Raw genomic sequence first — 19246 nt, 5'->3', positions numbered from 1 at the left:
TCAGTCCTTCCGCGGTCCGGCGCCGCCGGTGTTCCGCCCGATGTGTACGGGCTGGTGGTAGACGTTGTTCTGGTGCTGGGACAGGTCGCCGTGAACGGTGTACCGGACGGTTTCGGGACGGGTCCCGAGATCGTCCTCGTCGGCCGCCCCGCGCCGGGCCTCCTGTCGGGCCTCCCCGCCCCCGCAGTCGTCGCCGTCCCCGGCCCCCGATGCGCTGTCCAACGCCTGGTCGAAGGCGTCGTCGTCCGGGTCGGCCGCGGGGGCCTCTGCCCGTACGCCGCGCGGCGGCACCACCCGGCGGTCAGGTCCGCCGGTCGGCAGTTTCGGTGCCGGCCGGCCGGGCACCTGGCACCAGGCCGTGACCTCGCCCTCCTTCAGCAGCAGCCGCGCCGGCGCGTACCGCTCGGGGTGGATGAACTTGCCGCCGCTGCTGACCACGTCCTCGTACAGCGCGTGCGAGACGACCACCACCAGGTCGGCGCCCTCGGCGGCCAGCAACTCCCGGGCCACCGGCGCGTCCGCCAGCCGGCAGGCCAGGTCGACGGCGCGCCCGCTGATGCCCCGCGCGTCGTGCCGCACCGGCCCCACGTGCAGGCCGATGCGCAAGCCCAGCGGGGTGCGCAACTCCCGGTTCTCCTCCCGCAGGTGCTCGTGCACCTCCACCAGCCACAGCCCCAGCAGCCGGGTGACGGCCACCCGGCCGGCCACCGAGACCAGCACCCCGTCGCCCCTGTCCTCCAGGTGCACGGCGTCCCTGGCCACCTTGGCCTGCCCGAACGCGGATTCCAGGACCCGGTAGACGCGCGCCCGCATGCGCGGCTTCTCCGTGTCGTCCCACCCGCCGGAGCCGCGGGCATCCACGCTGATCACCAGCTCGTAGCGCGCTTCGGCGGCGTCCCCCGGTTCCTGGTCCACGCCCGTCCCCCTGTCTCTCATCGCCCGTCCCCCTCAGCGTCCGCCGGGGGCGGCGGGGCGTCTGTAGCCGTTTACACACGGCAGGCGTCGCGTTTACGTGCTTTCGCGCGCGAGGCCGGTCGCCGTGCGCCCGGCCTTGTTCGTTCCTGGCCGTACCGGCCGCCGGTCGTGTCCGTTCCTGACGCGCTCGTCCCGGTTCCCGACCGCGTTCATTCCTGGTGGCCCTCCGCGAGCAGCGCGAGGAGCGCGGGGTCGAGGATCTCCACCTGCCGGTTGCCGGTCCGCACCACGTCCTGGTTGCGCAGCAGCCGCAGCGCCTTGGCGACCGCCTCCCGGGTGGCGCCCACGGTGGCCGCCAACTCGTCCTGCGCGAGCCGTACGACGGCCTCCGCGCGGGTGGTGCCGGCGCCCGCCGCGGCGTACGGGCCGGCCGGGTTGGCCTGCGCGAGTTCGGAGAGCCTGGTGGCGAGCCGTTGGAGCACGGTGAGCGAGGCGAGCGCGGAACGCTCCTGGTCGGCGCTGCGCAGCCGGAAGGTGAGCTGCCTGATCACCAGCCCGCTGACCCGGGGCTGCTCGGCGAGGAAGCGGCGGAACGCGTCCCCGGGGATCACCTGGGCCTCCACCGGGCCGAGCGCCCGCACGGTGGCGCTGCGCGGGTGGCTGTCCAACGCGGCCATTTCGCCGAGGAGTTCACCCGGTCCGCGCAGGCCGAGGATGAGCCGGATGCCGCCGCGCTCAGTGGCGACGGAAACGGTCACCCATCCTCGCAACATGATCATGACGTGGCTGCTTCGATCTCCTTCCGTCAGGAGATGGGCATTGGCGTCGTAACTCCGGCGGTTTCCCAGCGCCATGACGCTCTCGTATTCCTGGGCGGTCAGAGCCTCAGCGAACCCCAGTTCATCGCCGAGCAGCCCCATGGCCACTCCCCCCACGGCACTACCTATGGCCTGATTCCACTGGCGTAGATGGTCGCAGAGCCGAACCCGGTTGGGAGTGAAATGCGCCACATTACTGGCGTGCACACGTCGGGATGAACGACCAGGTAGATCGGCGGGCGCCCACCGATCCGTTGGCGCATTCCCCACCCTGCGCCCGGCGCACGCCCGGCTCGCCTTCCGCGCGTCCGGCCGGGCCACGACGCCGCGCACGAGGTCAGCACGGGGAGGTCGGTGGCCGCTCGGCCGGGGAGCGGGAAATCGGACAGGAAGGGCCGGCTTGGCGGAAAGTCAGGTTTCCGCGGCCGACGTGGTGTTTAGGGCTGCGACGCGGCGCGGCGGCCCGTCCGCACCGCTTCCCACCGCCCCGGGCCAGCGGCTCCGGGCCCCGGCCGCAGGCCGGTATTGGCCGGTCCGGCGGGGGTTTCCGGTGTCCACCGGGAGCGCCGGGCGAGGTCGTAACGGGCTTGCACCGTACGAGAGTTGGCCACTGCGAGGGCCACCGCCAGGCGGTCCGAGAGCCGCCGCTCGCCGCGGTCGGGATGCGTCACCCGGCGAAACGATGACCCGCCGGAGCGGTCACGGTCCGCGCCGGTACGGTCGCCTCCGGTCACCCGCCGATCGGGCCCGCACGGTTCCCGCCACGCGCCGCCGCGCACCGGCCCGCGCCGCTCGGGACCGGCCCGCGCCCGTCCCGCGCCGTCCGGACCCGCCGCGCTCCGGCCCGCGCCTTACCGCCGGCCAACCCGCGGCCCGTGCCCCGTGGCCCGCGAGCCACGCCCCACGCCCACCGGCCGCTGCCGCCCAGCACCCCAGCACCCCAGCACCCCAGCACCCGCCACGTCCCTACACGTCCCACGCACTCCCCACGTACCGGAAGCGCCCCCGCTCCACCCGGTAGAGGAACGACCCCTCCTGGGGCTCGTACCGGCCGTACTCCTCGCCGAAGGCGATCTCCTTGGCGACGCCCCGGTACCGCGCCGTGCGCAACCGGTCGAGGACCTGCTTGCGCTGCGGCGTGCGCACCCGCCCGGCCCCGGCCGACGCCGTCGCCGGCGCCGTGCCCCCGGCCCGCGGCGCGCCCGACCCCACCGCGACGGCGCTCGCCGAAGCACCCGGCTCGGGCGACGCGCCACCCGCCGCCGGCGCCCCGCTCCCGACCGACGGCGCCCCGCCGCCCGGCCCCGGTCCCGCACCGCCCGACGGCGAAGGGCCGCCGCTCGGGACTGTCCCGGCCGCGGCGCCGGTGGCCAGTTCGGTCAGCGTGCGCAGGATCAACTGGGCCACGTCGTACGCCTCCGCCGCGTGGTACGGCGGCTGCTTGCCGAAGCGCCCCCGGTACGCGGCGGCGAAGCGGGCCGCCTCCGGCTTGACCGTGGCGTCGATGAACGAGGCGTTGACCATCCAGCCGTTGGCCGCGTCCCCCGCCTCCGTCAGGAACTGCGGGTCGAGCGCCGGCTCGCCGGCCACCCGCGGGCCGGTGAACCCGTTCCGGTCCAACTCCTTCGCCACCTCGGCCGCCCCGTGCGGCCCGCCCGCGTACACCACCGCCCCCACCTTGCGGTCCAGCAACTCCCGTACCAGCGGCCGGTAATCGTTCACCAGCTTCGGCAGCACCCGCGGCACCGGCGTGAAGTCCGCCAGCGGCAGCAGCTTCACCGCCGTCTTGGTGGCGGGCCGGCCGTAGTCGTCCAGGTGCCGGTCGTAGATCACCGCCGCCGTCTTGGCCTTGGTCTCCTTGCGCAGGTAGATCGGGAACGGGCCGAGTTCGCCGCCGCTCTCCGGCCGCGCGTACAACAACGTCCCGTCGATCGACTCGCTGGGCACCACGATCTTGCTGAACGACACCGCGAGCCAGGCCAGCGAGGGCGCCTCGTAGATCGGACCCGCCGGGCCAGCGGTCGCGTCGGTGCTCGGCCCGACGACGGCGAGCACCGTGGGGTCGGCGACCAGGGACCTGGCCGCGGCGGCGGACCGCTGGGGGCGCCCGCCGTCGTCGGCGCTGCGCAGCCCCGCCTCGAACGGCCGCCCCCGACGGGCGTTGAACTGCTCCACGGCCAGCAGGGCTCCGGTCCGCTGGGCCTCGCCGCGCGCCGCGTACGGGCCGGTCAGCGCGGCGTGCAGGCCGATACGGAAGATCGGCAGGCCGTTGCTGGCCCGGGCGCGGTCGCCGCCCGCCCCGTCGTCCCCGCCGGCCCCGTCATCGGCGTCGTCGGTTGCGCGCAGCACGGCCCACCCGCCGACGCCGGCGCCGACGGCGAGCGCGGCGCCCCCGGCCACGGCCAGCAACCTGCGCCGCCGCGGCCGGCCACCGCCCGCCGCGCCACCGTCTCCGGCCGACGCACCCGAAGCCACCCCGGCCACCCCGGCCGCCCCGGCCGCCCGGGTCGTCCCGTCCGCGTCGGCCACCGTCGCCTCGACGTCGGGCAGGTCGAGCGACTGCGCGGACCGCCAGGCCACCAGGTGCGTCACCGGTCCGGGCAACCAGTCGTCGCCGGCCGGGCCCGCCCCGCCGACGGCCAGTTCGCGGCGGAGCGCGGCAGCGCTCGGGCGGCGCCGCGCGTTCTTCTCCAAACACCGTTCGACCAGCGGAAACAGCTCTTCCGGCACCCCGTCGATATCGGGCGCGTCATGCATGGTCCGGTACAGCAGCGCCGGCGCGTCGCCGCTGCCGAACGGGGCCCGCCCGGTCGCCGCGTACGCGAGCACGCAGCCGAGCGAGAACACGTCGCTGGGCGGCCCGACCTCCGCGCCGTCGGCCCGCGCCTGCTCGGGCGAGAGGTAGCCGGGCGAGCCGATGACCATGTTGGTCGCGGTCAGCGCCGTGTCGTCCAGGGCCCGCGCGATGCCGAAGTCGATCAACCGCGGCCCGTCGAGCGCGAGCAGCACGTTGCCCGGCTTGACGTCGCGGTGCACGAGCCCGGCCGCGTGCACCGACTCCAGCGCCTCGGCGAGCAGTTGGCCCAGCCTGCGCAGGGTGGGCAGCGGCAGCGGCCCGGTGCGCACCACGGCCTCGCTGAGCGCGGGGCCCGGCACGTACGCGGACGCCAGCCACGGGGCCCGGGCATCGGGGTCGGCGTCGACCACCGGCACCGCCCACGGACTCTGCACCAGCCGTGCCGCGGCCACCTCGCGCCGGAACCGCACCCGGAAGCCCGGGTCTTCGGCCTGCTCGGGATGGATCACCTTCAGCGCGACGAGCGTCCCCCCGGACGACCGCCCGAGGTAGACCACGCCCATGCCACCCGCACCGAGCCGGCCGAGCAACCGGTAGCCCGCGATGGTCGACGGATCGGAGTGCCGCAACGGTCGCATCAGAAACGTCCTTCGCACAGGTCACACGGGGTGCACAGGGTGCACAGGAGATCGCACGCGGGCTCGCACGCGCAGGGGTGCCCGGCCGCGCGGCCGGGTCGGTCCGCGGGCCTCACCGGAGCGCCTTCTTGGTCCGCCACTGGAGCTCGCCGAACGCGCGTGCCCGTATCTGGCTCACGCCCTCCGCGGAGTGCCCCTTGCTGCCGCGGACGGTGACCGTGATGGTGACGGGCCCGAGCCGCGAGGTCGCCCACTCGTACGGATAGGGCCCGCCGGTGGACCGGCTGCGGTAGCTGCCGCGCTCGAAGAGGTGGTCGTCGACCGTCTCCTGCCCGTTGCTGCCCCAGGCGTTGGCGTCCGACCGCAGGTCGCTGAGCACGTCGTCGGCGTTGAGCCGCTGCGTGGGGCAGCGCAACACCTCCTCAAGCGAGGTCGCCATCTCCCGGTCGGCGCTGTACGCGTCCCGGTGCACGGAGATCACGGTGGTGGCCTCCAGCGGGCCCTTGCCGCCCGCGGCGGGCTGCGCGTAGTGCCGCGCCACGCTGGTGAACACGGAACCCGGCAACTTGCCGCGCTGCCACGCACAGTCCGCGCCGAGCACGCCCCACTGGCTGCTGTCGTCCTCGTACGGCACGCCCCGCGCGAAGTCGGGCCCGAACGACCCCGGCTGCACCGTGATCGACCTGGCCAGCCGCTCGGCCCCGGCCCGGTCCCGCGGCAACCGGTCGGCCCGCGGCACGAACGCACTGGCCCCGGGCGCAGGCTCCGCCCCGGCGTCCCCCCGCTCACCGGCCTTCGCCGCGGCGTGCCCCCGGTCCTTCCCGTCGGCCCCGTCCCCACCGCCCGAACACCCGACGGCCAGCACCATCATCCCGACGACGGCTCCATACCCCCATCGCCCACCAAAACCGCGCATGTCGCGCTACTCCCCCCGCTCTCCCCGAGCCTCACCCTAGGACGCCGGACAGAGCATGAGACGCCAATTCCCCCAAGAACAACGGCTGTTCCTGGCCAACCCTGGGGGGTGTGGCGGTGGGGGCCGGCGGATGGACGGGCGGTTGCGGACGGCTGGCGTCAACGACGTGGCCACCCGGCACGGGGGGTGCGTCCGCACGGCGGGCGAACGGCGAGCCCCCGCGGGCGCCACCCGCACCCGCCTTGGCCGACTCCGCGCTGGCCCGACTCCCTTACGTGACGGCAGAGTTGGGGACTTCAGGTCGGAATCGAGGGAATGGGGGCGAACCGTCATGTCGCAGCGCGAGGAAGGTGAGCGAAGAACCAGCAACCCGGGCCTGCCGATCGGGGCCACGGTCCTCTTCGGTGTGGTGCTGAGCCTCGTCATGCGCGAGGTCTACGGCTTTGGCTACTGGATCACCTTGTTGACTACCGTTGTTGGTTCACTCGTCATCGGCGGCGCCGACCAGCTCATCCGCCGGGCGGCCACCGGCCGGCGAGAGCGCGCCACCGGCGACGGCGGCTGAGTCGTCGCTCGCGTGCCGCCGGGGACGAGCGGCTGAGTCGTTCGTATGCCGCCGGGGCCGGGCGGTCGGCTCGCCCCGGTGGCGTACGGGCCTACGCCCGCCCCGCCGACGACGACTCCGCGGCGCCCTCCCGCGCCAGCGGCTCCCGTTTCCGCTCCGGTTCCGGTTCCGGTTCCGGTTCCGGGGGCTGTTCGCGGAGTTCGAACCAGATGCACTTGCCTTCGCCGCGCGGGTCCACGCCCCAGTCGTCCGCCAGCATCTCCATCAGGAGGAGGCCGCGGCCGGACGAGGCGAGTTCGCCGGGGTGGCGGCGGTGCGGGAGTTCGTCGCTGGCGTCGGCCACGTCCAGGCGGAGCCTGCGGCTGCCGTGGGCGCCGCTGACCTCGGCGATCACCAGGGCGTCGCCGTCCGTGTGCACCAGCACGTTGGTGATCATCTCGGAGAGCAGCAGGACCGCCGACTCCACCTGGTCGTCGTTGGACCAGTCGTGCAGCGTCTGGCGCAGTTGCTGGCGGGCGTCGGCGAGCCGTTCCGGCTGGGCCTGGGCCACGGTGATGGCGGTGCGGCGGCGCGGCGGGCCGGCCGGTGGGTGTTCGGTGAGCCCGCGGGATATGAGCACGAAGGCGATGTCGTCCTCGCGCCGGTCGGCCAGCGGGCCGGTGCGGTAGTACGAGGGCGGGCCGTGCACGGCCTGGAGCAGCGCTTCGGCCAGCGCGTCCAGGTCCTCCTGGTTGCACAGCCAGGGCGCGGGCCCGGCCGCGTCCCGCGCGGCGGCGTCCAGCGCGTCGGCGGCGGCTTCGAGGGTTGCTTCGGCGGCTGCCTCGGCGGCGGCTTCCGTGACGGCTGCTGCGACCGCCTCCGCCGCGGCTTCGGCCGCCGCTCCGGTCACCCTTTCGGCCCTGCCGGCCCCTGCCTCCGCCCCCGGTTCCGGCCCCGCCTCCGGCGCGGCCCCCGCCTTCGGCTTCGGCTGCGCGAGCCGGGAGGTGACCTCGCGGAGGTGTTCGGTGAAGACCGTGCGGATGCGGTCCCACCCCGTCTCCAGGTCGTGGCCGCCGGTCTCGATGAGGCCGTCCGTGCAGACCAGGAGGGTTTCGCCGGGTTCCAGGGTGAGCCTGGTGGTGGGGTAGTCGGCGTCCGGTATGACGCCGAGCGGCAGACCGCCGGCCGTGGGGCGGACCAGGACCGTGCCGTCGTCGTGGGCTATCGCCAGGTCGGGGTGGCCGGCGCGGGCCACGTCCAGGGTGCCGGTGGTCGGGTCGAGCTCCATGTAGAGGCAGGTCGCGAAGCGCGGCTCGGCCTCCTCGCTGTCGTCCGGGCCCGCGCCGTCCGACCAGCCGCCGCTGTCGGTGAGGCCGGCGAAGAACCGGGAGGCCCGGGAGAGCACCGCGTCCGGGTGGTGGCCCTCGGTCGCGTACGCCCGCAGCGCGATCCGCAACTGGCCCATCAGCCCCGCGGCCCGCACGTCGTGGCCCTGCACGTCCCCGATGACCAGCGCGGTACGGCCGGACGGCAGCGGGATCACGTCGTACCAGTCGCCGCCGACCTGGAGCCCGCCGCCGGTCGGCACGTACCGGGCGGCGACGGTCAGCCCGGGTATCTCGGGCTTGCGGTCGGGCAGCATGGTGCGCTGGAGGCCGTCGGCGAGTTCGCGCTCGGTGTCGTGCAGGCTGGCGCGCGAGAGGGCCTGCGCGAACATCCGGGCGATGGTGGTGAGCACCGAGCGCTCGTCGGGCGTGAAGGAGACCGGCTCGGAGAACGCGGCCAGCCAGGCGCCGATCGTCTTGCCCGCCACGATCAGCGGCAGGAAGGCCCACGAGTGGCGCCCGTACGGCTGCGAGAGCGGCCAGGCGGCCGGGTAGCGGCTGCGGTACTCCTCGGGGCTCGGCAGGTAGATCGCGCGGCCGGTGCGTACCGCCTCGGCCGCCGGGTAGTCGGTCTCCACGGTCAGGTCGAGGAACGGCTCGGCGCCGCCCTCCCCGTACCCCTGGTGGCCGAGGACCACGATCCGGTTGCCGTCCACGCCGAAGACCGCGAGGCCGTCCGGGGTGAAGCCGGGCATCGACAGGCCGGCGGCCACCCGCAGCACCTCGGCACTGGACTGCGCCTCGGCCAGCGCGCGCCCGGCGTCCAGCAAGAACGCCTCCCGGTTGCGCCGCCAGTCGCCGGTGATCGGGGTGGCCGACGCGGTGCCCGGCAGCGGCTCGGGCACCTCCTCCAACGTGCCGACCAGCTCGAAGAACTCGCCGTGCACGACCGGTCTGGTGCGGCTGCGCACCGTGCGCAGCACCCGGCCGGCCTCGTCCACCACCCGCAGCCTGGCCTCGGCCAGCGCGCCCTCGGCCAGCGCCAGGTTGACCACGCCGTTGATCTCGACCCAGTCCACGGGGTGGAAGCGGGCCCGGACGGTGGACTCGGGGAGGTCGGCGGGTACGGGTGGCAGGCCCAGGAGACGGGCCGCCTCGCCGTCGAGGGAGACCTCCCCCGAGGCGTTGCCCCACCGCCAGAGGCCGGTCCTGATGGTGGCCAGAACTTCCTCGGTGCGCATTGCCCTACTTTAGGTTCATTTAGTCGGTACCTACCAGTGTGCTGGTGCGGGCGGCTGGCCGCCCGGTGCGGGGCGCCAGCCTGCCAGTACGAGGCGGCCAGCCGCCCGGCACCGCCTTGCATGGTGACACCGTGCGGGTGGGGCGCGGGCAGGGCGGTAGGCTGGCACCTTGCCCGTAGTGGCACTCGCGCCCGGGCCCCGGCCTTGCAAAGCCCCCCGCCCGAGCCGTCCACGCCCCGATCAGACGACTTGGATGAATGATGCATCGGTACCGGTCCCACACCTGCGGCGAGCTCCGTGCCGCTGACGTCGACACTGAGGTGCGGCTGAGCGGCTGGCTGCACAATCGACGGAACCTGGGCGGCATCCTCTTCATCGACCTGCGCGACCACTACGGCCTGGTGCAGCTCGTCGTGCGCCCCGACACGGCCGCCAACGAGGCGCTCAGCTCGATCAGCAAGGAGACGGTCGTCCGGGTGGACGGCCGGGTCATCGCCCGCGGCGCCGACAACGTCAACCCGGAGCTGCCCACCGGCGCCATCGAGGTGGAGGTCAGCGAGGTCGAGGTGCTCGGCGCCGCCGAGCCGCTGCCGTTCACGGTCTTCCCCGAGGACAACGTGAACGAGGAGCGCCGCCTTGAGTACCGCTTCCTCGACCTGCGCCGCGAGCGCATGCACCGCAACATCATGCTGCGCTCGCAGGTCATCTCCACGCTGCGGGCCAAGATGACCGCGCTCGGCTTCAACGAGCTGGCCACCCCCATCCTGTCGGCCACCTCGCCCGAGGGCGCCCGCGACTTCCTGGTGCCCTCGCGGCTGCACGCCGGCAAGTTCTACGCGCTGCCGCAGGCCCCGCAGCAGTTCAAGCAGCTCCTGATGATCGCCGGCTTCGACCGGTACTTCCAGATCGCGCCCTGCTTCCGCGACGAGGACGCCCGCGCCGACCGCTCGCCGGGCGAGTTCTACCAGCTCGACGTCGAGATGAGCTTCGTCGAGCAGGAGGACGTGTTCCAGGTCATCGAGAAGGTGATGACCGACCTGTTCAACGAGCTCGGCGGCGGGCGCGAGGTCACCTCGCCGTTCCCGCGCATCCCCTTCCGCGAGGCGATGCTCAAGTACGGCTCGGACAAGCCCGACCTGCGGGCCCGCCTGGAGCTCGTGGACGTCTCGCACATCTTCGCCGGCTCCGGCTTCAAGGCCTTCGCCGACAAGCACGTACGGGCCCTGGCGGTGCCCGGCACCGGCGAGCAGCCGCGCAAGTTCTTCGACCAGCTCGGCGAGTACGCGGTGGAGCAGGGCGCCAAGGGCCTGGCCTGGGTGCGCATCGGCGCGGACGCCACGTTGACCGGCCCGATCGCCAAGTTCCTCACCGAGGACGACGTGGCCAAGCTGGTCGCGGAGGTCGGCGGCGAGGCCGGCACCTCGATCTTCTTCGGCGCGGGCGACTTCGACGAGGTCTCCAAGATCATGGGCGCGGTGCGGGTCGAGGCCGCCAAGCGCGCCGGGCACTTCGAGGAGAACGTCTTCCGGTTCTGCTGGGTCGTCGACTTCCCGATGTTCGAGAAGGACGAGGAGACCGGCGCGATCGAGTTCTCGCACAACCCGTTCTCCATGCCGCAGGGCGGCCTCGAAGCGCTCCGCACGAAGGACCCGCTCGACATCCTCGCCTGGCAGTACGACATCGTCTGCAACGGCACCGAGCTCTCCTCCGGCGCCATCCGGAACCACGAGCCCGAGGTCATGTTCGAGGCGTTCGGCATCGCCGGCTACTCGCAGGAGGAGGTGGAGCGCGAGTTCGGCGGCATGCTCCGCGCCTTCCAGTTCGGCGCCCCGCCGCACGGCGGCATCGCCCCGGGCGTGGACCGCATCGTGATGCTCCTCGCGGACGAGCCCAACATCCGCGAGACCATCGCCTTCCCGCTCAACGGCAACGCCCAGGACCTGCTGATGGGTGCGCCCAGCGAGGTGGACGAGGCGCGGCTGCGCGAACTGCACCTGGCGCTGCGCAAGCCCGCCCCGGCCAAGCAGGCGGCGGCGAAGCCGGCCAAGGGTGCCGAGGCCGCCGCGCAGGCGGAGAAGCCCGGGCAGGACGCGTAAGACAGCACCATCGGGGGGCCGCCCGCCGCGGCGACCCCCCGCGAGCGTGACCACGGCGCCCCGGACCAGCGAGGTCCGGGGCGCCGTGGCGTGCGGTGCGCGGCCGTGGCGGCGGCCGGCGCACCCGGGTGGGCCGCAGGTCATTCGAGGTTGACCAGCGGCTCGAAGGCAGTGCGGACGTCGGCGGGGGACTCGCTGACCAGCCAGTCGGAGGGCGGGCCCCCGATGCCTCGGCTGTGGCGGAAGCTGGCGGGGCAACTCGTCCCGCCGATCTCCACCGTGCGCTCCGCGACAACCTCGCCGGTGCGCAGCGCGTACACCTTCACCGGCACTGCGATCTTGTGGAACGTCACGTCACCCGACAGGTACGGGCTGTCCTCATCGCGGTACGGACAGGTCGCCGTGGCTGCCCCGGCGTCGGTGGCCGCCGTGTCGTCCGCGCACACGATCAGCGCCGCCTTGCTCGCCTCACTGGCCCGCCAGCCCTTGGGCAACTGGTCGGTGTACTCGTCGTTCCCGTAGAACAGGGCCCGGTTGACCGCACCCTTGCGGGCCGCGGGCGCCGCGCTGTACTTGGCCGGGTTCGAGCAGTACGCGGGCTGGCCCCCGTACGCGTCGCTGAGCCGGTCGCGCACGGTCGCCAACTCGCCGGCCAGGGTGGCGCGGTGGGCGCCCTCGCGGGCCCGGTCGGCGAGCGGGCTCGTCGGGTACCGGTCCAGCAACTGCTGGTAGCGGTCGCGGGCGTGGTCCCAGTCCTCGCTCCCGTGCAGGGTGTCGGCGCAGTCCACCAGCGCCTGCGGTGCGGTGCGGCGCACGGTGCCGGCCACCCGGTCCAGTACGTCGTGACGCGTCTTCCTCGCCCGCAGCCAGTCAGTGACGCGCACGGTACGGCAGGGCTCGTTGAGCGGCAGCCAGCGCAGGAAACCATCGAGTACGACGGTCACCGCCTGGGTGTACTCCGGCTCTTTGAGTACGTCGGAGAGGACGTTGAAGCCGTTGGTCAGCTTGCGAGGGTCGCTCTCCCCCTGGAGGCCCCGGTTCAACTCGTCCCGCGCCCCCAACAGCCGGCGGCACACCTCCACCACGCCGTCGCCGCGCTCCGCGCCCGGCGCGTCCGCGAGGCGCTGCCAGAAGCCGACCCCGTCCTGCGCCGCCAGCACCGCGTCGCAGTCGCCGCGCTCGCGGGCGCTGGTCACCTCGTCCTGGATGCCGGCCGCGTCCCACCGCAGCAGCCCCGCGGTCAGCAGCACCGCCAGCGTGAGCGCGGCGGCGGCCAGCCGGTGGCCGCGCGCGGTGGTGCGCGGTTCGCCGCGGCGGGCCAGGTACCAGCCGTGCGCACTCGTCAGCAGCCACCAGCCGAGCACGGCCAGCTCGCACCACGTCTCCGCGTGCCCCCACACCACCACGGCCAGCGTGAGCGTGCCGGCGAGTTGCCACAGGGCGAGCAGCCGGTGGCCGAGGAAGAAGTAGCCGACGCCGAGCAGCGAGGCGTTCCCGAGCGCGACCGCCAGCGGATCGTACGTGCGCCTGCGCGGCGGCTTCGGGGGCCGCCAGTCCGCGCCCCAGACCAGCGGCGCGGAGTCCGGACCGCCCTGCGTGTCTCCTTCGCCCCCCGCGTCCCGTGCGTCCGCCGCGCCCTGCGCGTCCCGCGCACCCTCTGCACCCCGCGCGTCCCAAGCGCTCTGCGCTTCCCGCGCGTCGTGCGCATCCGTCCGTACGGCGTCCTGCGCGGCGGCCCCCGAGGGCGCCGCTTCCGCCACCGCAGGCTCCGACGGTGCAGGTTCCGACGGTGCAGGTTCCGACGGTGCCGCGTCCGACGGCACCGGCTCCTGCGGTGGTGGTCCCGGGGTGGCGTGCGGCGTGTCGTCGTCCATCGCGTTCTCTTCCCGTTTCACGGAGCGAGCGTGGCCGTACCCCATTGTTGGTGGCCGGAACGGGACGGGTCCCGTGGCCGGCGCCCGGTCGGGAGGGGGCCGGACGGGCCCACCACGGCCGGCGCATGACGGAACATCAGCCTCGTACGTGCGACCCGCCGACGGAGAAGCCGACCGATGGCGGCACACTGGACCCGTATGACGCGTTCGGACGTCGAGCGGCTTTCGCCCCCCCCCGTGGGCCGCCCGTCCCGGCCGCCTCACCGAACGGCGTCGGCCCAGGCCAGCGCCCTGCCCCCGGAAGAGAGCGATCATGTCCCCGCAGTCGCTGCCGCAGCCGCCCCACCGCCTCCCGTTAGCCCGCGGCATCGCCGCGGCATTCGTCGTCCTCGGCACGCTCGGCGCGCTCTCCGCCTGCGGTGCCGGCGACGGCGACGGCAAGAGCGACGGCAAGGCGGGCGCGCCGGCCAGCGCCCCGCGCGCGGCGAACGGCAGCGAGGCCGGCCGCGCCGCCCCCACCTCCCTGCCGCACGAGCTCCCGGGGATAGGGCCGAGAACGCTCGCCCAGCTCCCCGACCGGGCCCGGCAGGTGCTGCTGGTGACCGGCGCCGGCCGCGACTCCTCGCGGTCGAAGGCGGTGCTGTACGAGCGGGCCGACAACGGCGACTGGCGCCCGGGCCCGAGCTGGCCCGCGCACAACGCCCACCGCGGCTGGACCGACAAGCACCTCCAGGGCGACCTGCGCTCGCCCATCGGCGTCTTCGGCCTCACCGACGCCGGCGGCCTCGACGAGGACCCGGGCAGCAAGCTCCCGTACGAGCGCTCGCGGGCGTTCACCGCCACCGGCAGCGGCATCGAGGGCGAGCCGCTGGCCGGCTCCTTCGACTACGTGGTGGCGATCAACTACAACCGGGTGCCCGGCACGTCACCGCTGGACTGGACCCGCCCGCTGGGCGCCGAGCGCGGCGGCGGCATCTGGGTGCACGTGGACCACGGCGGCGCCACCCAGGGCTGCGTCAGCATCGCCAAGCACCACATGCGCGACCTGCTCCGCAGGCTCGACCCGGCCCGCCACCCGGTCATCGTGATGGGCGACACGAAGTCGCTGGCGCGCTGAGCGGTCCAGTGGGGCTGGCCCGTGGCGCGGGCTCCCTTCGCGGGGCCCGGCCGGCACGCACCGAACATCACGATCAGCCGGGGGCTACGGCCGGCCGCGCCGCCCGCAGTCCGGGCGGACGCACTCGCGGCGGGTGCGTTCGCCGCGGGCGAGCAGGGTCCTGATCCGCTCGGGCGTCAGGTCGCCGTCCTCGCGGGCCGTGCGCTGCACGGCCCGCAGCAGCCGCTTGCGGGTGGCCTGGTGCCGCCAGAGCACCGCGCGCACGCCGTACTCCAGGACGGTCATCAGGTCGTTCTCGGGCAGCTCGTCGGCGATGACCACCACCCGCCGGCTGCCGCCGCGCACCAGGCGGCGCAGCTCGGCGCCGGCCAGTTCGTCGAACCGGCCCGCCAGCAGCACCGCGACCGCCACGCCGGCCGGCGGCTCGGGCACAGGCGGGCCCGACCCGTCCACGAGCCCTTCCGCGAGCCCTTCCCGTCCGTCCGCGGGCCCGTCCACGAGCTGCACGCCCGGCTGGTCCCGCAGGTGGCGGACGACCCCGGCCCGGGAGAGCGGGTCGGTGCCGTGCACCGTCACGGTCACGCGTTGATCCTGCACAGCAGTCCTCATCTTCCCGTGTCCCTATCACTCCCAGGGTGGGCGCGTGGCCTAAACGATCGGTTGGCGAAACGTCAACGCCCGGGCCGCGAGGGTTCAACGAGAGAGCGCCGGCAGCCGGCCCGGCACCGCCCCGCCGCCCCGCCGCACCGGGCGTGGCCTGCGGCTTCGGAGGACCTTCGGAGGACCGGGACGGGTATGGGGCCGGCGCCGGCCGGACGCGCGGCGGGGCGGATGGACGGCGTGCCGGCAAGCGCGGCGGCCCGGGGCGGATCACCCGGAGTGATCCCGCCCGGCCCCCGCACACCACGCAACCACCCCGCGACCCGGCCACCCGTCCGCCCGAAAACGCCGTTCGGCCCGTCGCGCGGGGATGCGCGGCGGGCCGAACGGCGTGACGGCCGGTGGGGCCGTGGCGGAACGTGGGCGGGGGTCAGCCCTTCGCCGGCTCCTCAAGGCGGGGGAAGAGGATCTCCCCCTTGGTGACGGTGGCGCCCGCGGGCAGCACGCCCCAGGTGCCGGCGCCCGTCACGCGCTGCTCGGCCAGCGGGCCGACGTGCGGCTCGGCACCGAGCGAGACCCACAGCTTCTCGCAGGTCGCGGGCATCACCGGGGCCAGCAGCACGGCCGTGCCGCGCAGCGCCTCAGCCGCCGTGTACAGGATGGTCGCCAGGCGGGCCTGGCCCTCGGGCGAGGTGTCCTTGGCGACCTTCCACGGCTCCTGCTCGGTGAGGTAGCCGTTGACCTGCTTGATGAAGTCGAAGATCGCGGCGATGCCGCCGGAGAAGTCCAGCTCCTCGCCGATCTTCGCATCGGCCTGCGCGACCGCGGCGGCCAGACCGTCGGCGACGGCCTGTTCGGCCGGGCCGTGCGCGGTGGCCTCCGGCAGCGTGCCGCCGAAGTACTTGCCGACCATCGCGGCGACCCGGGAGGCCAGGTTGCCGAAGTCGTTGGCCAGCTCGCTGGTGTAGCGGGCGCTGAAGTCCTCCCAGGAGAACGAGCCGTCCTGGCCGAAGGCGATGGCCCGCAGGAAGTACCAGCGGTACGCGTCGACGCCGAAGTGCGAGGTCAGATCCTGCGGCTTGATGCCCGTCAGGTTCGACTTGGACATCTTCTCGCCGCCGACCATCAGCCAGCCGTTGGCGGCGATCTTGCCCGGCAGCGGCAGCCCGTTCGCCATCAGCATCGCCGGCCAGATGATCGCGTGGAAGCGCAGGATGTCCTTGCCCACCAGGTGCACGCTGGCCGGCCAGGTGGACTCGAACTTCTCCTGGTCCGAGCCGTACCCGACGGCCGTCGCGTAGTTGAGCAGCGCGTCCACCCACACGTAGATCACGTGCTTGGGGTCCCACGGCACCGGGACGCCCCAGTCGAAGGTGGAGCGGGAGATCGACAGGTCTTCCAGGCCCTGCTTGACGAAGTTCACGACCTCGTTGCGGGCCGACTCGGGCTGGATGAAGTCCGGGTTCTGCTCGTAGTGCTCAAGCAGGCGCTGGCCGTAGGCGGAGAGCTTGAAGAAGTAGTTCTCCTCCTTCAGCATCTCCACGGGCTTCTTGTGGATCGGGCACAGCTTCTGACCTGCGAAGTCACCCTCGCCGTCGAGCAGCTCGCCGGGCGTCTTGTACTCCTCGCACCCCACGCAGTACGGGCCCTCGTAGCCGCCCTGGTAGATCTCGCCCTTGTCGTACAGGTCCTGCACGAACTCCTGGACGCGGTCGGTGTGCCGCTTCTGCGTGGTGCGGATGAAGTCGTCGTTCGCGATCTCCAGGTGCTCCCAGAGGGGCTTCCACGCCTCCTCCACGAGCTTGTCGCACCACTCCTGCGGGGTCACCCCGTTGGCCTCTGCGGTGCGCATGATCTTCTGACCGTGCTCGTCCGTGCCGGTGAGGAACCACACCTTCTCACCGCGCTGGCGGTGCCAGCGGGTGAGCACGTCGCCTGCGACGGTCGTATAGGCGTGGCCCAGGTGGGGAGCGTCGTTCACGTAGTAGATGGGGGTCGAGACGTAGTACGCGCTCGCCCCTCGCTGCTCGGTTCCAGTGGCCGCCATGGACGAAATCCTAACGGTCGACGGAAGCCGATCCCGCCTCGTTTACGCACGGTGATCGGGGCGATCGGGGTGGTCAGGGCGGTGAGAGCGGGCGTTCGGGCGGACGTACGGGGACGGCCCCGGCCCCGGGCCCCGGTGGGGGCGCTTCGGGGCCGGGGCCGCGGGGCCTCTCGGGCTGGGTGGCCGTTCGGGCCGCGGGGTCAGCGCAGTACGCCGGCCGCGCGGGCCTCCACCAGCCACTCGGGGAACTCCACCATCAGCTGGCCGTACAGCTCGTCGTCGGCCACCTCGCGCGGTTCGAGGCCCGCGTGGAAGAAGCCCGCGTTGTCCACCTGGCGCCGCTCGGGCACCGCGAGGTCGTCCAACTTGCGCAGGAAGTCGAAGCCCTTGGCCTGCGGGTCGCCGAAGCCCACGAACTGCCAGAAGATCGGCAGCCCGGCGGCCTCGCAGAGCGCCTTCTCGGCCGCCGGCTTGCTGGTCGGCGCGCCGTCCGTCTGGAAAATGACGAACGCGGGGTCGGTCGAACCCGACTTCTCGTAGTGCTCGATGACCGCCTTGACCGCCCAGTGGTAGTTGGTCCGCCCCATGTGCCCGAGCGAACCGTGCAACTCGTCAATGCGGCCCGCGTAGTTGGACAGGTCCAGCTCCGCGGTGCCGTCCACGTCGGTGGAGAAGAAGACGACCGGTACGACGCCGTCGTCGTCGAAGTGCGCGGCGAGCCCGAGCGCCTGCTCGGCCAGGTGCTGCACGGTGCCGTCCTTGTAGTACCGCCGCATCGACCCGGACCGGTCGAGCACCAGGTACACGGCCGCCCGCTGCCCGCCGAGCCCGTGCTTGGTCAGCGCGGCAGCCGCCGCCTTGTACAGGCTGACCAGGCCCGGAGCCGACTCCTGCACCTTGCTCAGCGAAATGGCGGCGGCACCGCCGCCGGCCGCGGCGGCGGATTCGGTCACGTCGGCCTCCGGCCCACTCTCGACTGCTGCGGGTGCGGTTGCCGCTGCCGCGGCGGGCTGGGGGGTGGGTTCCGGGGCGACGTCGGGCTCCGCCTCCGCGGGCTCGGCTACCGCAGGCTCCACCTTCGTGGGCTCGGTCTCGGCGGGCTCGGCTTCCGCCGGGGTTACGGGCGCGGGCTCCGCGGGTTCGGCTTCCGCCGTGGTCACGGGCTCGGCCTCCGCGGGCTCGGCCTCCGCGGGCTCGGCCTCCGCGGGCTCGGCCTCCGCAGGGTCGGCTGCCGCCGTGGTCGCGGGCTTGGCCTCCGCGGGCTCGGTCTCCGCCGTGGCTGCTACGGGCTCCGCCGCGACGGCGGCCGGGGCCGCAGCGGGCTCCGGTACCTCGTCGGCCGGGGCTGCAACCGGCTCCGGGGCCGGCTCGACGGGCTCGGCCTGCGCCGCGGGCTCCGCTGCTTCCTTCGTGGTCTCCGGCGCGGGCTCGGGCTCCGTTTCCTCCACGGCCGCCGTCACGGTCTCCGGCTCCGGCTCGACCTCAGCCACGGGCTCGGCAACGGGTTCAGCGTCAGCCACGGGCTCGGCGGCGACCTCAACCTCGGGCGCGGCGGCCGGCTCGGCAACAACCTCGGCTATGGGCTCCGCCTCGGGAGCAGCCGCAGACTCGGCGGCGACCGCAGGCTCAGCAGCGACCACGGGCTCGGCGACAGCCTCCGGCTCAGCGACAGCGACAGGCTCGGGCTCCGCCACGACCTCCGGTACGGCCTCGGCCTCCGACACAGCCACGACCTCCGGCTCCGCCTCGGCAACCGGCGCAGCCGCCGAAGCAGCGACGACCGGCTCGTCCGAGGTGGCATCCCGTACGGCCTCGTCCCGTACGGCTTCCTCAGTGCGCCCCAACTCCCGTACAGCAGAAGGCTTTTCAGTTTCCTCGGCGTCGATCGGGCGAGCCGCAGCGGACTCGTCAGCCGTGCTGATCTCAAGCCCAGACCCAGACCCAGACCCAGACCCGGCCTCGGACCCGACCTCGGCAACCGGCTCACTCGTACGCGGTGTGCTCGGGCGGTCGAAGAACTGGGAGACGGCGAGTTCCGCGGCGGCCTCCGGGGAGAGGGGGGCCGCTTCGTCGGCCTTGTCCTTCGCGGCGGGGGTGTCGGTCGTGTCGGCCGTCGACGGCGCCGCGCCGGCCCCGCCCCCAGTCGCCTCGCCCGCGGCCCCCGCCGCCGCCTCGTCCGCGGCCTCCGCCGCGGGCTGCGTCGTCTCCGTGGTCTCGCTCTCGTCGGTTGCCTTCCGTGAGCGGCGGAAAACGTTGCGCAGCAGGTCCCGTATGCCCATGGATGAAGCCCCTCACCTGTCGAGTGCGATGCGCGCCAG

The 19246-nt window shown here is 73.9% G+C and carries 12 protein-coding genes; 3 read left to right on the top strand and 9 right to left on the bottom strand.

Going from position 1 to position 19246, the window contains the following annotated elements; all coding sequences use genetic code 11:
- The 4 genes from ACMA1D_RS08920 to ACMA1D_RS08905 all read right to left on the bottom strand — a co-directional run bounded on the left by ACMA1D_RS08920 (position 1) and on the right by ACMA1D_RS08905 (position 6039).
- Positions 1-915 carry a hypothetical protein gene (locus tag ACMA1D_RS08920; protein ID WP_414723317.1) on the bottom strand — a complete coding sequence of 305 codons (915 nt, stop codon included), beginning with the start codon at positions 913-915 and terminating at the stop codon, positions 1-3.
- A gap of 209 nt (positions 916-1124) precedes the next feature.
- On the bottom strand, positions 1125-1835 hold the full coding sequence (locus ACMA1D_RS08915; protein WP_414723316.1) for a Crp/Fnr family transcriptional regulator: 711 nt from the start codon (positions 1833-1835) through the stop codon (positions 1125-1127).
- An 864-nt stretch (positions 1836-2699) separates the two neighbouring features.
- Positions 2700-5168 carry a bifunctional serine/threonine-protein kinase/ABC transporter substrate-binding protein gene (locus ACMA1D_RS08910; protein ID WP_414723315.1) on the bottom strand — a complete coding sequence of 823 codons (2469 nt, stop codon included), beginning with the start codon at positions 5166-5168 and terminating at the stop codon, positions 2700-2702.
- A 112-nt stretch (positions 5169-5280) separates the two neighbouring features.
- Positions 5281-6039, bottom strand: a complete 759-nt coding sequence (locus ACMA1D_RS08905) for a hypothetical protein (protein WP_414723314.1) — start codon at positions 6037-6039, stop codon at positions 5281-5283.
- Between the two features lie 376 nt (positions 6040-6415).
- Between ACMA1D_RS08905 and ACMA1D_RS08900 the strand changes: the two genes are divergently transcribed.
- Positions 6416-6649: a hypothetical protein gene (locus tag ACMA1D_RS08900; protein WP_414723313.1), complete on the top strand. Its 234-nt coding sequence runs from the start codon at positions 6416-6418 to the stop codon at positions 6647-6649.
- Positions 6650-6740: 91 nt separating this feature from the next.
- Here the strand turns inward: ACMA1D_RS08900 and ACMA1D_RS08895 are convergent, their stop codons facing one another.
- Positions 6741-9194, bottom strand: a complete 2454-nt coding sequence (locus tag ACMA1D_RS08895) for a SpoIIE family protein phosphatase (protein ID WP_414723312.1) — start codon at positions 9192-9194, stop codon at positions 6741-6743.
- A 260-nt stretch (positions 9195-9454) separates the two neighbouring features.
- On the opposite strand from ACMA1D_RS08895, the gene aspS reads away from it, so the two are divergent.
- Positions 9455-11290: an aspartate--tRNA ligase gene (gene aspS, locus ACMA1D_RS08890; RefSeq protein ID WP_414723331.1), complete on the top strand. Its 1836-nt coding sequence runs from the start codon at positions 9455-9457 to the stop codon at positions 11288-11290.
- Between the two features lie 140 nt (positions 11291-11430).
- Here the strand turns inward: aspS and ACMA1D_RS08885 are convergent, their stop codons facing one another.
- Positions 11431-13185: a tetratricopeptide repeat protein gene (locus ACMA1D_RS08885; protein ID WP_414723311.1), complete on the bottom strand. Its 1755-nt coding sequence runs from the start codon at positions 13183-13185 to the stop codon at positions 11431-11433.
- Between the two features lie 292 nt (positions 13186-13477).
- Between ACMA1D_RS08885 and ACMA1D_RS08880 the strand changes: the two genes are divergently transcribed.
- Positions 13478-14281 carry a hypothetical protein gene (locus ACMA1D_RS08880; protein ID WP_414723310.1) on the top strand — a complete coding sequence of 268 codons (804 nt, stop codon included), beginning with the start codon at positions 13478-13480 and terminating at the stop codon, positions 14279-14281.
- Positions 14282-14365: 84 nt separating this feature from the next.
- On the opposite strand, the gene ACMA1D_RS08875 is transcribed toward ACMA1D_RS08880, so the two are convergent.
- The 3 genes from ACMA1D_RS08875 to ACMA1D_RS08865 form a co-directional block, all read right to left on the bottom strand.
- A complete protein-coding gene (locus ACMA1D_RS08875) occupies positions 14366-14863 on the bottom strand; it encodes a hypothetical protein (RefSeq protein ID WP_414723309.1) in 498 nt (165 codons plus the stop codon).
- A gap of 448 nt (positions 14864-15311) precedes the next feature.
- Positions 15312-16928, bottom strand: a complete 1617-nt coding sequence (gene metG, locus ACMA1D_RS08870) for a methionine--tRNA ligase (RefSeq protein WP_414723308.1) — start codon at positions 16926-16928, stop codon at positions 15312-15314.
- 200 nt (positions 16929-17128) lie between these two features.
- Positions 17129-19207, bottom strand: coding sequence for a vWA domain-containing protein (locus ACMA1D_RS08865; RefSeq protein ID WP_414723307.1), 2079 nt, complete (start codon positions 19205-19207; stop codon positions 17129-17131).
- Positions 19208-19246 lie beyond the last annotated feature (39 nt).

Source organism: Streptomyces sp. 796.1 (genome assembly GCF_047525675.1).
GTDB lineage: Bacteria > Actinomycetota > Actinomycetes > Streptomycetales > Streptomycetaceae > Streptomyces.
Note: the sequence above shows the minus strand (reverse complement) of the source record. Positions and strands in the feature narration are given on the sequence as shown.